Source organism: Millisia brevis NBRC 105863 (assembly GCF_001552615.1).
Taxonomy (GTDB): Bacteria; Actinomycetota; Actinomycetes; order Mycobacteriales; family Mycobacteriaceae; genus Millisia; species Millisia brevis.
This window is the reverse complement of the sequence record NZ_BCRN01000006.1, coordinates 77311-90624: the sequence shown is the minus strand read 5'-3', so window position 1 is coordinate 90624 and position 13314 is coordinate 77311. Positions and strand designations below refer to the sequence as shown.

Here is a 13314-nt window from a genome sequence, read left to right as displayed (position 1 = left end):
CCCGTTTCTCCCCATTCGACCCGGCTCGACCCGATACGAAGGTGGAAAGAACACCATGACAAAAAAGCTCGACGGAAAGGTCGCCCTGATCACGGGAGCGGCCCGCGGACAGGGACGCAGCCACGCGGTTCGGCTCGCGCGGGAGGGTGCCGACATCATCGCGGTCGACATCGCCCGCCAGATCGACACCGTGCCCTTCGATATGGCGACACCCGAGGACCTCGAGGAGACCGCGCGGTTGGTGAAGGCCACCGGACGTCGCATCGTCTCCTCGCGCACCGACGTGCGCGACGGCGCGGCGCTGACCGAGGCGGTCGCCGCCGGGGTCGCCGAACTGGGTCGCCTCGACATCGCGGTCGCCAACGCCGGGATCTTCGGCTTCGGCGCCCTCGACACGATGTCCGAGCAGCAGTTCCGGGACATGATCGACGTCAACCTGATCGGCATGTGGCATACCCTGCAGGCCGCGGTACCGGCGATCCGCGCCGGTGGGCGGGGCGGATCGATCGTCATGTGCAGTTCGACGGCGGGGTTGAAGGGTATGGCCGGCTTCGGCCACTACGTCACCGCCAAACACGGCGTCGTCGGGCTGATGCGCACCGCCGCGATCGAGCTGGCTCCGGAATCGATCCGGGTCAACACGATTCACCCCAGTGCGGTCGACACCCCGATGATCCAGAACGCGCCCACCTATGCGCTGTTCGCCCCGGACCTGCCGCCCGAGGAGCGCACCCGCGAGGCGATCGCACCGCGGTATCAGACCCTCAACAAGCTGCCCATCCCCTGGGTCGAGCCGCTCGACGTCTCGAATGCGGTGGCCTGGCTGGTCTCCGACGAGGCGCGCTACGTCACCGGCACCGAACTGAAGATCGATGCCGGAGAGGAGCTCTAACCCACCGCGGGTCGGGTCAGACGCTCGAGGGTGACCAGGACCGACTCGTAGGGTTCGCCGGTCGCATGCTGCATCCCGAGTTCACAGGTTCGATTGCCGCTGACGAAGGCCGCCCGATCGGCGGCGTCGCCGAGTTCGTCGAGGCGGGCCGCGACCTCCGCGGTCTCCTCCATCGTCGCGGCACGGGTGAGCTCCGGGTGCAGCATGCCGCGGTCGCCGGCAAAGGCGCAGCAGGTCGCCGCCACCGGTTCGAAGACCTCCTCCCCGACCAGGGCCGCCAGGGCCCGCAGATCGCCGTCGATGCCCAGGGTGTGCATCGAACAGGTGGGATGCACAACGGCGACCGGCGCCGCCGGCTCCGGAATCGTCAGGTCCGCGAGCAGAACCGTGCGGGCGAAGGTCATCGCGTCCATGATGCGCAGGCGTTCGTGCCGCGAGCGTTGCGGTGGGGTCAGGTAGGGCAGGATCTCGTCGGTCACCCCGAGGGTGCAGGACGCCGCGTCGACCACGATCGGCAGCCGGCCCCGATCGGACCACCGCCACATCGCGTCCAGAATGCGGGCCGCCATCTGTCGGTTCCCGTCCTGGAGGCCCTTGCTGTGCCAGACCGTCGCACAGCACAGACCGCCGATATCCTCGGGGATCCAGACCGGATGTCCGGCCCGCCGAGCCAGGGCGACAACGGCTTCCGCGACACCGGTCGCATCGGGAGCGCCGGTGGGCGGCCCGAAGATCCGGTTGATGCAGGCGCTGAAGTAGACCGCCTCGGCGCCCTCACGGGTGGTGGCCGGCAGGCGGGGCGCCGCGGTCGGGATCTCCGGAACCCACCGCGGGATCAGGTCCTCGCCGCCGACCCGGCGGGCGATGTCGGTGATCGCCGCGAGGCCGCTGTCGCCGATTACCTTCTTCGCCGTCGACGCGGTGCGCAGGGCCACCCTGGTCAGGCGTTCGGCGGTCCCCCACTGCCGCGCGACGGTCGCGCCGATCCCCTCGGCGACCGAACCGAAGCCGTCCTGGCGCAGCTGCTTCATCGCCGCGCCGGTGTCGATGTCCACCGGACAGGCGATCGCGCAGGACGAGTCCCCCGCGCAGGTCTCCACCGCGTCGTACGCGTACTCGTCGACCAGCCGTCGGGCGACCGGTCCGTCGTGCCCCTGGCGGGCGATCTCGCGTTGCAACACGATCCGCTGCCGGGGGGTGGTCGTCAGATGGCGGGACGGGCAGACCGGTTCACAGAAGCCGCATTCGATGCACGGATCGAGGTGCGGGTGCACCCCGGGCATCGACTTGAGGTGGGTGAACGCGGCGTCGGGATCGTCGTTGAGGAAGACCCCGCGGCCCAGCAGCCCGTCGGGGTCGAAGGCGTTCTTGAGGCGATGCAGATAACGCATCACCTCCGGCCCCCACTCCTGCTCGATGAACGGCGCCATATTGCGTCCGGTGCCGTGTTCCCCTTTGAGCGACCCGTCGTAGGTGCCGGTGATCAGGTCGACCAGTTGGGTCATGAACGTGCGGTAGTCGGCGACCTTCTCCGGGGTGGTGGCGTCGAGGTAGAGGTAGAAGTGCAGGTTGCCGGCCGAGGCGTGACCGTTGACCGCACCGGTGAAGTTGTTGTCCACCAACAACTGCTGTAGGTCGGAGACCGCGTCCGGGAGCCGTTGCGGGGGCACGACGACGTCCTCGGTGATCAGGGCGGTACCGGCGGGGCGCGCGGCGCCGATCGTAGCCAGCAGGCCCGAGCGCATCCGCCAGTAGACCGCCGCCTGCTCCCGGTCGCGGGTCATCAGCGGGGCGTCGCCGTCCCGCAGCACCGTATCGCCGACGATCTGCTCGACGCGGGCCTCGAAGTCGTCGAGGGCGGCGTCGTCCTCCGCGCGTCGTTCGGTGAGGATGACCGCGTCGGGGGCATCCGGGGACAGGCCGGCGACCCACTCCGGGATGCCCGCGACCCCCTGCAGGGAGCGCAGCGATGCGGCGTCCATCAATTCGACGGCCTGGGCATCGGCGTCGTTGAGCCCCGCCACGACCGCGGCCGCGGAACGCACATCCGGGAAGTGCAGGAAGCCGGTGGTCCGGTGCGAACCGATCGGCACGGTGCGCCAGGTCGAGTCGACGATCACCGCGAAGGTGCCCTCCGAGCCGACCACCGCGCCGAGCAGGATGTCGATCGCCCGATCGTGCTCGAGGAAGGCGTCCAGCCGGTAGGCGGAGGTGTTCTTGATCGCGAACTTGCGGGTGATGCGTTCGGCCAGAGCCGGATCGGCCCGCAATTCATCGCGGATCGCCAGCAGTTCGGCGTACAGGGCCGGCTCGCGGCGGGCGAGGTCGGCTTCGGCGTCGTCGGCGCCGGTATCGATCACCGTCCCGGAGGGCAGCACGATCACCAGCGAGTCGAGGGTCTTGTTGGCGGTGTGGATCACGCCGCTGGTCATCCCGGAGGCGTTGTTGGCGATCACGCCGCCGAGGGTCGCCGCGCCGGACGAGGCGGGATCGGGGCCGAGCATCCGGCCGTGCCGCAGCAGATGTCCGTTCGCCCGGTTCAGGACGACCCCCGGCTGTCCGCGCAGCCGCGCGCCGGAGTCGAGGACCTCGACCGCCCGGAAATGCTCGCGCATGTCGACGAGGATGTCCTCGGTCTGCGATTGTCCGTTGAGGCTCGACCCACCGCCGCGCATCGTCAGGCCGCGCCCGGTGCGGCGCGCGTAGCCGAGCAGGGCGACGACGTCGTCGACATCTCGCGGGCGGACCACCGCCGACGGGATCATGCGGTACGGGCTGGCGTCGGCGGAGAAGCGCACCAGATCGGTCGCGGAGGTGAACACCTCGGCCGCACCGACGATCTCCGCAAGATCCCGAGCCAGATCGGTATCCGAGACGTCGAGAATGTCCGCTTGTGCCCGGTCGGCGTAGCGAGGGCTCGGCGGGTGACTCATGGCGCGTCTGGTGCGCACCGGACCGATCCCGTCGTGGCGCGTCGACTGCGGGAACGCGGTCGGATTCGCCTCCGCCGGCGTCGGATTGAGCGTCGGATGCGACGGGGCATCGGACGGGGACTCCTCCGTTCGCGGGGTGGACGCGGCGGAGTGGGGCTGATGGACAGCGGACATGGCCGGCTCGCTCTCGTGGGCTGTTCGAGATCGTCGGATCCTGCCCATCATGCTCCGCTTTGGCGCCGCCGGGGACGACTGTGGTGAAGAAGTCGGGACGACCGTGGTGAAGAGGTCGGGACGACCGTGGTGAAGAGGTCGTGACGACCGTGCGGACCTATCGGACGCGGGTGGGGCGATCGTCGTTCGCGACCGGGCTCGCGTTGTACGGTGGCCCGATGAGATTCACCCTCGCTGCCGTGGCTGTGGCCACCGCGCTGACCGTCACCCTGACCGCCTGCGGTTCGGGGGACGATTCCGCATCGACCACCACCACCCGGACGTCCGGCGACGCCGCGGCGACCTGCCCCACCGAGGTGCCGGACGCAAATACCGCCGCGGACTGGGACTTCAGCGGTGACACCGGCAGTGTCGCGGTCGTCGCTCCGACCGACTCGAGCGCCCCGCGCATCGACGTGCAGACCCCGTTCAACGTCACCCAGACCACGGTGCAGACCCTGCAGGCCGGGGACGGTCCGGTCGTCGCCGACACCGCGACCGTGTCGGTCTGCTACGAGGGTGTCAACGGTCGCACCGGGGACATCTTCGACAGCAGCTACACCAGCGGGACGCCCGTACAGTTCCCGCTCAACGGTGTGATCGACGGATTCCGCCTCGCGATCGCGGGCCAGACGGTCGGCTCGACGGTCGCGGTGGCGATGACGTCGGCCGACGGCTACGCCAACGGCATGCCGGCCGCCGGGATCGAGATCGGCGACACGCTGGTCTTCGCGATCCAGATCCTCGCGGGCTAGACCGGCTCGGTCGGACCTCCCCCGGCGAGCAGCCGACGCACCTCGGCTCGCTCGTGCGGGAGGTCCACCGGCCGACCCGCCAACAGATCGAGCGTCTCGCGCAGCGGCCGGGTGACCAACTCGCCGTACCGAGCCGAGTAGATGCCGATCTCACGCACCCCGAAACGATCGGACGTGTCGAACAGCGCGTAGGCCACCAGTTGACGAATGTCCGCGGCCGGCAGGCGATCCGACCGCACACCGGTACGCGGATCGCGGGGTCCGAGTCGGGTCTTGATGTCGATCAGAAGATGGTCGGCGATCAGGTCGGCGTCCGCCGCGCAGAGGGCCGAAGCGTCGAAGGTCGGCCCGAGGTACCAGGGTCGCCGCAGGCGCGGCAGGAATCGGCGACGGGCGAGGTCGTCGAGGCCGATCAGTTCACCGATCGCCGCCGCCCCGGCGACTGCGAGCAGATCGGCCGCGGTGAAGCGGTCGGCTCGCACCAGGCGGTAGAGCGCGGAATCCGGGCCGATACCGCCGTCGCGATAGACCTGGACACACAACGCCAACGCCCAACAGGCCCGGGCGAATCCCGCAGCATCGTTGGCGAGAGCGCTGCGGCCGGCCTCGTGACCGACCTCCCGTATCACCGCCTGCCGATGCGGCATCGCGCCGAAGGCGATCGTCGCGATCGCCGGCACCCGCTCCGGTTCGAGCCGAAGCCGAACGCCCAGATCGAAAGCCACGCCGACCAGGGCCGGATCGGCACCCTCGGACGGAACGACGATCGCTCCCACCCGGGACCGATAGTCGGACTGCACCGCACGCACCGCCGGAAAGGTCCGATCCAGGTACTCGCGCAGCGGTGACCGCCGATCCCGCAGCGCGGCACTGAGATTGGTATAGCGGTACCGGGTCACCCCCGACCGATCCGCCACGGTCTCAGGCGCTCTCGCCGTCGACCGCGTGAATGAACGACTCCCCCGAGCGGTGGGGGTGTCGGGGCCGTTCCTGCCCGGTGCGGGCGGTCGGCAGGAACAGCGTGACCAGGCGCTCCTCGTAGTCATCGGAAATCCCACCGGTGCGGGCACATTCGGATACCAGAACCCCGACGATCCCGTCGACGAAGGTCTCCGGCTCGAGGTCGGCGCGGAAGGACCCCTCGGCGATCCCCTCCTCGATAGCTGCGGTCAACGCGCTGCGATGCCGAGTCAGGACGTCGCGGAAGGCGTCGCTGAACGCCGGATCGGAACCGGTGATCAATGCCGCGAGCCCGCCGAAACCGATACCGGAGACGACGATGTCGGTCGCGGTGACGATCACCCACCGCAGCCGCTCCTCCGGGGTGGACAGCGCCGGCATCGGCTCGGGATCGGCCAGCACCTCCAGTGCGGCGTGCAGCATCTCCTCGCGGTCGGCGTATCGACGGTAGATCGTCGTGCGGGCGACACCGGCATGGGCGGCCACCGCCTCGATCGTCACCGCCCGCGGCCCACCCGAACGCATCAGATCCAGGGTGGCCGCGACGATCCGAGTGTCACTGGTCGGCCTCATCCGCAACGCCACCTTTCATCGGCACGTGTCGAGGTTACCGTTTGCGGTAAGCGCTACATCACATGTAGCGCTACGTTGAATGTAGCGCTACACTGACTGTATCGTTCTCAGGAAGGAATCCATCATGAGCAGTAGCAGGGCTCGCGCCATTCCGCTCACCTCGATCGGGTACGTCGTGGTGATCGTGTCGTTCGCGCTCCTCGGGTTGTTCGCCTACGGCCTCGCCTCGGGCTTTTCGACGGCCTGGATCTTCGGCGTGGCAGCGGGTGTCGGATTCGTCGCCACCGTTGCGGCCTTCCGTACGGTGATTCGACAGGAGCAGGAGACCACCGACCAGGAGGAGATCCTGGTCAGCGCCAATCCGCTGATTCCGACCGAGCACCGTTCCCACCTCGAGGACTACCTCAACCACGTCCCGCCGCGGCCGACCGGCAACTGATCGCCGCCGTACGGCGACGCCCGTGGGTTCCGGTTCGACCGGAGCTCACGGGCGTCGCTGCGTCCGCGGACCGAAGAGGGCGTCCACCAGGGTGTCGATCACCGGGTCGCCGCCGATGTCCGGGGCGATCGGCATCGTGAGCCGATCGAGGATGTACCCGTCGATGGCGTAGTGAAACAGGGCGATCTCGAATCTGCCGCCCGGCAATCCGGCGTCGGCGTTGAACGCGACGTCGGCGGCGAACGCCGTCCGCAGCCAATGTCCGATGCGCTCGCCGATCTCCGGATCACGAGCGGCGTTGAGTCGCAGTTCGAACAGCGCCGTCGTCGCCTCCCGGTCGCCGAGCAGGCGGTCGATGATGTCGCGGATGTAGTCGGCGAACAGATCGGGACCCGCGGTGCGCCGGCCCAACGTCCGCAGGGTCTCCGGGTTCGGCGCGAGCCGCGCGCCGATCCGATCGATTGCGGCGCCGATCAGTGTCGATCGGGCGCGGAAGTAGTTCGAGGTGGTGCCGCGCGGTAGGTGCGCCTCGGCGTCGACCGCGCGAAAGGTCAGCCCACGCGCCCCCGCCTCCGCGAGCACGCGGATCGCGGTGTCGGCGATCAGCACTCGACGCTCGTCGTTGCGGACCATGACTCGAGAGTAGCCGGCCATCCCGTCCGGTCCCCTGCCCCAGCCGGTCGGACCCACGTCGCGGGCGTAAACCGCTTGTTCAACCACGACATCTGTCGTAGTTTCGGTTGGCAGCGACACACTGGAGGTGGACATGCGCGAATTGGTCTATGTCGTGGCGGTGAGTCTCGACGGTCGGATCGCGGCGGCGGACGGGGACTACTCCGCGTTTCCCGTCGTCGGTGATCACATGGACACGATCGTCACCCGATTCACCGATACCCTGCCCGGAGCCGCGCTCAGTGCCCTCGGGCTGACCCCGCCGGTCGACCGCTTCGACACCGTGTTGATGGGTGCGCATACCTACGACGTCGGGCGCGCCGTGGGAGTCGACTCCCCCTACCCGCACCTGCGACAGATCGTCTTCGACCGTCGAACCGACCGGCCGCTGGGGCCGGGGGTCGAACGCGCGGAAGGTTCGCCGGCGGAGGTGGTCGATGCGCTCAAAGCCCGCGGCGGTGCGGGGATCTGGCTCTGCGGCGGCGGAATCCTGGCCGGCGCGCTCGCCGATCGGATCGACCGGCTGATCCTGAAGGTCAATCCGATCCTGCTCGGCGGCGACGGAATACCGCTCTTCGCCGGTGCGCTCGGCGGGCCGGCGGGCTCGTGGAAGCTGGTGAACAGCAGCCCCTTCGAGTCGGGCGTGCTGATCAACGAGTACGTCCGGTCCTAGCGGTCGCCGGCCGCGGCAGTACCGACGCGGCGGCGCTATGGGCGGGACACTGTATCGACAGCACAGCGGCGCCCCGGGTGGATACCCGGGGCGCCGCTGTGGTGCAGAAGATTCGATCAGAACGGGGCGTCGATGTCGACGACGTCGATCACCTTGATGTTGATGAACTCGTCGAAGCCGAGTCCGATCAGCTCGTGGCCGTAGCCCGAGTTCTTGACACCGCCGAAGGGGATGTCCGCCTTGACGCCGGTCGGATGGTTGACGAACACCATGCCGGTGTCGAGCTGGTGGGCAACCCGCTCGCCGCGGGCCTCGTCGGTGGTGAACACCGATCCACCGAGACCGAAGGGCGAGTCGTTCGCGATCTCGATCGCCTCGGCCTCGTCCTTGACCCGGTAGACCTGGCTGACCGGCCCGAAGAACTCCTCGTAGAAGGCGGGGTTGTCCTTGCTGATGTCGGTCAGGATGGTCGGCTGGAAGAAGGCGCCCTTCTCCGGAACGGCCGGGCCGACCTCCTCGGCGGTGGCGCCGCCGGCGATGGCGGACTTGACCTGCTCGCCGAGCTGATCGGCGGCGGTCTGGGAGGACAGCGGGGCCAGGGTGGTGGCCGGATCCATCGGGTCACCGGCGACCAGGTTCGCGACACCGGCGCGGTACTTGGCGAGGAACTCGTCGTATACGGCGTCGACGACGATCAGGCGCTTCGACGAGACGCAGACCTGGCCGGCGTTCCAGTGGCGTCCGAAGACGGCCCACTCGACGGCCTTGTCGATGTCGGCGTCCTCGAGGACGATGAACGCGTCGGCCCCACCGAGTTCGAGGGTGCTCTTCTTGAGATGCTTGGCGGCGAGCTGCGCGACGGAACGTCCGGCCCGCTCGCTACCGGTCAATGCGACGCCGCGAACCTTCGGGTTGGCCAGGATGCGCTCGGTGGTCGAGGTGGCCACGAAGACGTTGGTGTACACGCCCTTCGGAGCGCCCGAATCGGTCAACAGCTTCTCGAAGGCCAGCGCGGACTGCGGCACGTTCGAGGCGTGCTTGAGCACCACGGTGTTGCCCGCGGACAGCTGCGGGGCGGCTACTCGGACGAGCTGGTAGTACGGGAAGTTCCAGGGCTCGATCGCGTAGATGACGCCCAAGGGCTCACGCGACAGGTAGGCCCGCCCGGAGCGCGGGTCGGCGACCGGAATGGGCTCCGGCTCGAGCAGCCGGTCGGCGTTCTTGGCGTAGTAGTCGAAGATCTCGGCCGTCAACTCGACCTCGGCCCGCGCCTCCCCGATGACCTTGCCCATCTCGAGGGTCAGGATCTCCGCGTAGTGGTCCTTGTTGTCACGCAGACGCTGCGCGGCCGTCGCCAACAGGTTCGTCCGGGTGGACAGCGGGGTCTTCTTCCACTCGCGGAAGGCCCGGTCCGCCTCGTCGATCACCGCATCGATCTGAGCGTCGGTCAGCTCGTCGAAGGTGGCAACCACCTCTTCGGTGTAGGGGTTCAGCGTTTGGAAAGCCATCGTTGCTTCTCCTTGCTGGTTGCGGCGGGATCTCCGTCGCGGCCGTTAATTACTTTACGTCGGCAATAACCTGGTTGAGTGGTCAATAATTCCGATCGACGCCCCGATCGAGGCATCGATCGTGTAATCCGCACCACAGCACCCGATTCGGCCGTCGCCGGCCCCGGACCGGCCACCCCACCCATCGGCCTACATCAGTCGAGGCAGAACTCGTTGCCCTCGGGATCGGTCATCACGATGAAGCCGGCGTCCATCGGCGGCTGCGGCTCGATCCGCCGCAACCGGACCGCACCGAGGGCGGTCAAGCGCGCGGACGCGGCCTCGAGCGCCGCCATCCGCTCGGGCCCCGACAACCCCGGGGCGGACCGCACGTCGAGATGTAGCCGGTTCTTGACCGACTTGCCCTCGGGAACGCGCTGGAAGAACACCCGCGGCCCCTTCCCGTCCGGGTCGATCACCGCCGAGCGGCTGTTGCGCTCCTCCGCCGGTACCCCGAAGGCGTCGAGTGCCGCATCCCACGAGTCGAAACCCGGCGGTGGCGGCTGAATCTCGTAGCCCAGCGCCTCCGCCCAGAAGGCGGCCAGCGCCGCCGGGTCGGAGCAATCGAAGGTGACCTGCACGTCGAGTGCCACGGAAATCCCCACCCTTGCCGTTTCGATGGTCTCGCTCACGATCTCGGACACCTCCACCCTGCCGGCCCCCTCCGACAGGTTCGACCCGTTCTCACGGATATGTCGGAGCCGACGCCGACCGGTCCGCGCCCAACCGGTTTGCCCTATCCGCCGCGAGGTGGTGACATGCCAGCAGGGAACGACCGACAACGTCGTCACGACCCTCGAAAGGGGCAGGTCATGAGCACCATCAAGAGGCAGCTCCCGCACCCGAGCGAGCTCTTCGAACAGGTATCGCTCAAGAAGCCCGAGTTCAATCCGACCACCCGACGGCTGGCGGCGGCGCTGACCATCGAGGACCTGCGTAAGATCGCGAAGCGCCGCACCCCGCGGGCGGCCTTCGACTACACCGACGGCGCCGCCGACGACGAGATCTCGATGGACCGGTCCCGGCAGGCCTTCTCCGACATCGAGTTCCACCCGTCGATCCTGCGGGACGTCTCGCATGTCGACACCTCGACCACCATCTTCGGCGGGCCGTCCGCGCTGCCCTTCGGTATCGCACCGACCGGCTTCACCCGGTTGATGCAGACCGAGGGTGAGGTCGCCGGCGCCGGCGCGGCGGGTGCGGCCGGCATCCCGTTCTCGCTCTCCACACTGGGGACGACCTCGATCGAGGCGGTCAAGGACGCCAACCCGGGCGGACGCAACTGGTTCCAGCTCTACGTGATGAAGGACCGCTCGATCTCCTATGCCCTGGTCCAGCGGGCCGCGGCGGCCGGTTTCGACACCCTCTTCTTCACCGTCGACGCCCCGGTGGCCGGCGCCCGGCTGCGCGACAAGCGCAACGGCTTCTCGATCCCGCCGGTGCTGACACTGCCGACCGTGCTCAACGCGATCCCGCGACCGGCCTGGTGGATCAACTTCCTGACGACGCCGAAACTGGAATTCGCCTCGCTGTCGTCGACCGGCGGCACCGTCGGCGAGCTGCTGGACAATGCGATGGACCCCTCGATCTCGTTCGATGATCTCGACGAGATCCGGGCCCTGTGGCCCGGGAAGCTGGTGGTCAAGGGGGTCCAGAACGTCGAGGACGCCAAGCGGCTGATCGACCTGGGCGTCGACGGGCTCGTGCTGTCCAATCACGGCGGCCGACAGCTCGATCGGGCGCCCGTGCCGTTCCGGCTGCTCCCCGAGGTGGTCCGGGAGGTCGGCCGCGATGCGGAGATCGCGATCGACACCGGCATCATGAACGGCGCCGACATCGTCGCGTCGATCGCGATGGGGGCGAAGTTCACCCTGATCGGCCGCGCCTACCTGTACGGCCTGATGGCGGGCGGTCGCGCCGGCGTCGATCGCGCCATCGAGATCCTCGCGGAGCAGATCGTGCGCACCATGAAGCTGTTGCAGGTCAGCAGCCTCGACGAACTCGGCCCGCAGCACGTCACCCAGCTGGATCGGTTGGTGCCGTCCGCCTCCGCGCGGGGTCTGTCCATCGGCTGATCGGCCGACCGGGTGAGCAAGAACGGTCGGGCGCGCGCGGATCGGTCCGTCCGATACTGAAGCCATGACGGACATCGGTCGGGATCGCATTCGGGAACTCCTCGACGCGGTCCTGGCCGATGGGCACGGCTCGCTCGCGGAGATGGCCGCCGGCGCCTACGTCTCCCCGTTCCACTTCGGTCGACAGCTCACCCGGCATGTCGGCGAGTCGCCGGTGGCGTTGCGACGTCGGGTCATGCTCGAGCGCGCGGCCTGGCAGCTCCAGCGGGGTGCGACGGTCACCGATGCGGCCTTCGCCGCCGGCTACGAATCGGTCGACGGCTTCGCCAGGGCGTTCGGTCGCGCCTTCGGACGTCCGCCGAGCGCGCCGGCGCCCGAGGATCGGCGCGGGCACTGGCTGCCCGCACCCAATGGGGTGCACTTCCACGGGCCGACCGTGCTCTACGTCGACAGCGGCGAGATCTTCGAGGAGTCGGCCGGAGATGTTCCCGCCCTGCTGATTCGGCACGACCTCGACGACATCTCGGCGCTGCTGGCCGTCGCGGCCGAGGTCGACGAGCAGTCCTACCGCGCCCGGCGGCTGCCCGGCCACCGTCTGCTGCCGTGGGACGCCCCCGACGAGTCGCTCGCGCAGATACTCACCCACCTCGTCCACGACAAGCAACCCTGGATCGCATCGATCACCGGCGAGGACTCCCCCGCCCCACCGGCCGACGACCCGGCGGCGCTGCTCGAGCGACACCGGCAGGTCGCTCCGCGCTGGCTGGCGCTCACCCGCGATATCGAACGCCGACGGGCCTGGCACGACCGCGTCATCGACGCCGTCTGCGATCCGCCGGAGTCGTTTCTGCTCTCGCAGATCGCCGCGCATGTCCTGACGTTCTCGATTCAGCGCCGACAACTGGCCCGCATGTTGCTCGCCGACGCGGGTGTCGCGCGCACCGATCCGCGCCTCGAACCCGACCCCATCCTGTGGCATCGCCACCAATCCGGAGGAATCTCTTGAGCACCAACCGATTCAGGTACAACACCGCCACCACCCTCGACGGCTACCTCGCCGATGTGCACAACAGCCTCGACTGGTTGTTCGTCCAGACCTTCGACGAGGCCGGGCCGATGAGCATGAACGCGTTCCTGGCGGATATCGGGGCGATCGTGATGGGCTCGACCACCTACCGCTGGCTGCTCGAGCACGAGATCTCCGCCGACTCACCGTGGCCGTATACCCAGCCCTGCTTCGTGTTCACCCACCGCGACCTCGAACCGGTCGCCGATACGGTGCACATCGTCGCCGGCACCCCCGCCGACCTGCGGGAGCGCATCGTCGCGGCCGCCGGCGATCGGGATATCTGGGTGGTCGGCGGTGGGGATCTCGCCGCCCAGTTCGCGGCGGCCGACATGCTCGACGAGGTCACCGTGTCGATCGCGCCGGTCACCCTCGGTGCGGGCGCTCCCCTGTTCCCGCGGCCCTTCGATCTCGAGCTGACCGAGATCGCCCGCAACGGCGATTTCGCCTGCCTGCGCTATCGGGTCGTCGGTCCCCGCAAGCCGGCCGACTCGGCCGGCGAGACGGCCTGACCGT

Annotated in this window: 13 protein-coding genes; 7 read left to right on the top strand and 6 right to left on the bottom strand. The window is 68.9% G+C overall.

Going from position 1 to position 13314, the window contains the following annotated elements; all coding sequences use genetic code 11:
- The first annotated feature begins 55 nt into the window (after positions 1-55).
- Positions 56-892: a mycofactocin-coupled SDR family oxidoreductase gene (locus tag MB1_RS10345; RefSeq protein ID WP_066906457.1), complete on the top strand. Its 837-nt coding sequence runs from the start codon at positions 56-58 to the stop codon at positions 890-892.
- Here the strand turns inward: MB1_RS10345 and MB1_RS10340 are convergent.
- Positions 889-3999, bottom strand: coding sequence for an FAD-binding and (Fe-S)-binding domain-containing protein (locus MB1_RS10340; RefSeq protein ID WP_169801636.1), 3111 nt, complete (start codon positions 3997-3999; stop codon positions 889-891). The two genes, MB1_RS10345 and MB1_RS10340, sit on opposite strands and share 4 nt — an antisense overlap.
- 218 nt (positions 4000-4217) lie before the next feature.
- Here MB1_RS10340 and MB1_RS10335 point away from each other — a divergent pair, with 218 nt between their 5' ends.
- A complete protein-coding gene (locus tag MB1_RS10335; protein ID WP_066906846.1) occupies positions 4218-4793 on the top strand; it encodes an FKBP-type peptidyl-prolyl cis-trans isomerase in 576 nt (191 codons plus the stop codon).
- Here MB1_RS10335 and MB1_RS10330 read toward each other — a convergent pair.
- A complete protein-coding gene (locus tag MB1_RS10330; protein WP_066906453.1) occupies positions 4790-5710 on the bottom strand; it encodes a hypothetical protein in 921 nt (306 codons plus the stop codon). The genes MB1_RS10335 and MB1_RS10330 overlap by 4 nt on opposite strands.
- Positions 5711-5714: 4 nt before the next feature.
- Positions 5715-6326 carry a TetR/AcrR family transcriptional regulator gene (locus tag MB1_RS10325; RefSeq protein ID WP_084351401.1) on the bottom strand — a complete coding sequence of 204 codons (612 nt, stop codon included), beginning with the start codon at positions 6324-6326 and terminating at the stop codon, positions 5715-5717.
- A 124-nt stretch (positions 6327-6450) separates the two neighbouring features.
- Here MB1_RS10325 and MB1_RS10320 point away from each other — a divergent pair, with 124 nt between their 5' ends.
- A complete protein-coding gene (locus MB1_RS10320) occupies positions 6451-6765 on the top strand; it encodes a hypothetical protein (protein ID WP_066906451.1) in 315 nt (104 codons plus the stop codon).
- Positions 6766-6810: 45 nt separating this feature from the next.
- Here the strand turns inward: MB1_RS10320 and MB1_RS10315 are convergent, their stop codons facing one another.
- Positions 6811-7398 carry a TetR/AcrR family transcriptional regulator gene (locus MB1_RS10315; protein ID WP_066906449.1) on the bottom strand — a complete coding sequence of 196 codons (588 nt, stop codon included), beginning with the start codon at positions 7396-7398 and terminating at the stop codon, positions 6811-6813.
- A 133-nt stretch (positions 7399-7531) separates the two neighbouring features.
- Between MB1_RS10315 and MB1_RS10310 the strand changes: the two genes are divergently transcribed.
- Positions 7532-8110 (top strand): dihydrofolate reductase family protein, encoded by a 579-nt coding sequence (locus tag MB1_RS10310; protein ID WP_066906844.1) that lies wholly within the window; start codon positions 7532-7534, stop codon positions 8108-8110.
- Between the two features lie 116 nt (positions 8111-8226).
- Here the strand turns inward: MB1_RS10310 and MB1_RS10305 are convergent, their stop codons facing one another.
- Together MB1_RS10305 and MB1_RS10300 are read right to left on the bottom strand one after the other, a co-directional pair.
- The gene (locus MB1_RS10305; protein WP_066906447.1) at positions 8227-9618 is read right to left on the bottom strand and encodes an NAD-dependent succinate-semialdehyde dehydrogenase; all 1392 of its coding nucleotides are present in this window, start codon (positions 9616-9618) and stop codon (positions 8227-8229) included.
- A gap of 194 nt (positions 9619-9812) precedes the next feature.
- Positions 9813-10250: a VOC family protein gene (locus MB1_RS10300; RefSeq protein WP_066906842.1), complete on the bottom strand. Its 438-nt coding sequence runs from the start codon at positions 10248-10250 to the stop codon at positions 9813-9815.
- Between the two features lie 219 nt (positions 10251-10469).
- Between MB1_RS10300 and MB1_RS10295 the strand changes: the two genes are divergently transcribed.
- The 3 genes from MB1_RS10295 (at position 10470) to MB1_RS10285 (ending at position 13310) form a co-directional block, all read left to right on the top strand.
- Entirely contained in the window at positions 10470-11732 is a 1263-nt protein-coding gene (locus MB1_RS10295) for an alpha-hydroxy acid oxidase (protein ID WP_066906445.1), read from the top strand.
- 64 nt (positions 11733-11796) lie between these two features.
- Positions 11797-12738: a helix-turn-helix transcriptional regulator gene (locus MB1_RS10290; protein ID WP_066906443.1), complete on the top strand. Its 942-nt coding sequence runs from the start codon at positions 11797-11799 to the stop codon at positions 12736-12738.
- Positions 12735-13310, top strand: coding sequence for a dihydrofolate reductase family protein (locus MB1_RS10285; protein ID WP_066906441.1), 576 nt, complete (start codon positions 12735-12737; stop codon positions 13308-13310). The genes MB1_RS10290 and MB1_RS10285 overlap by 4 nt, the downstream gene beginning before the upstream one ends.
- Positions 13311-13314 lie beyond the last annotated feature (4 nt).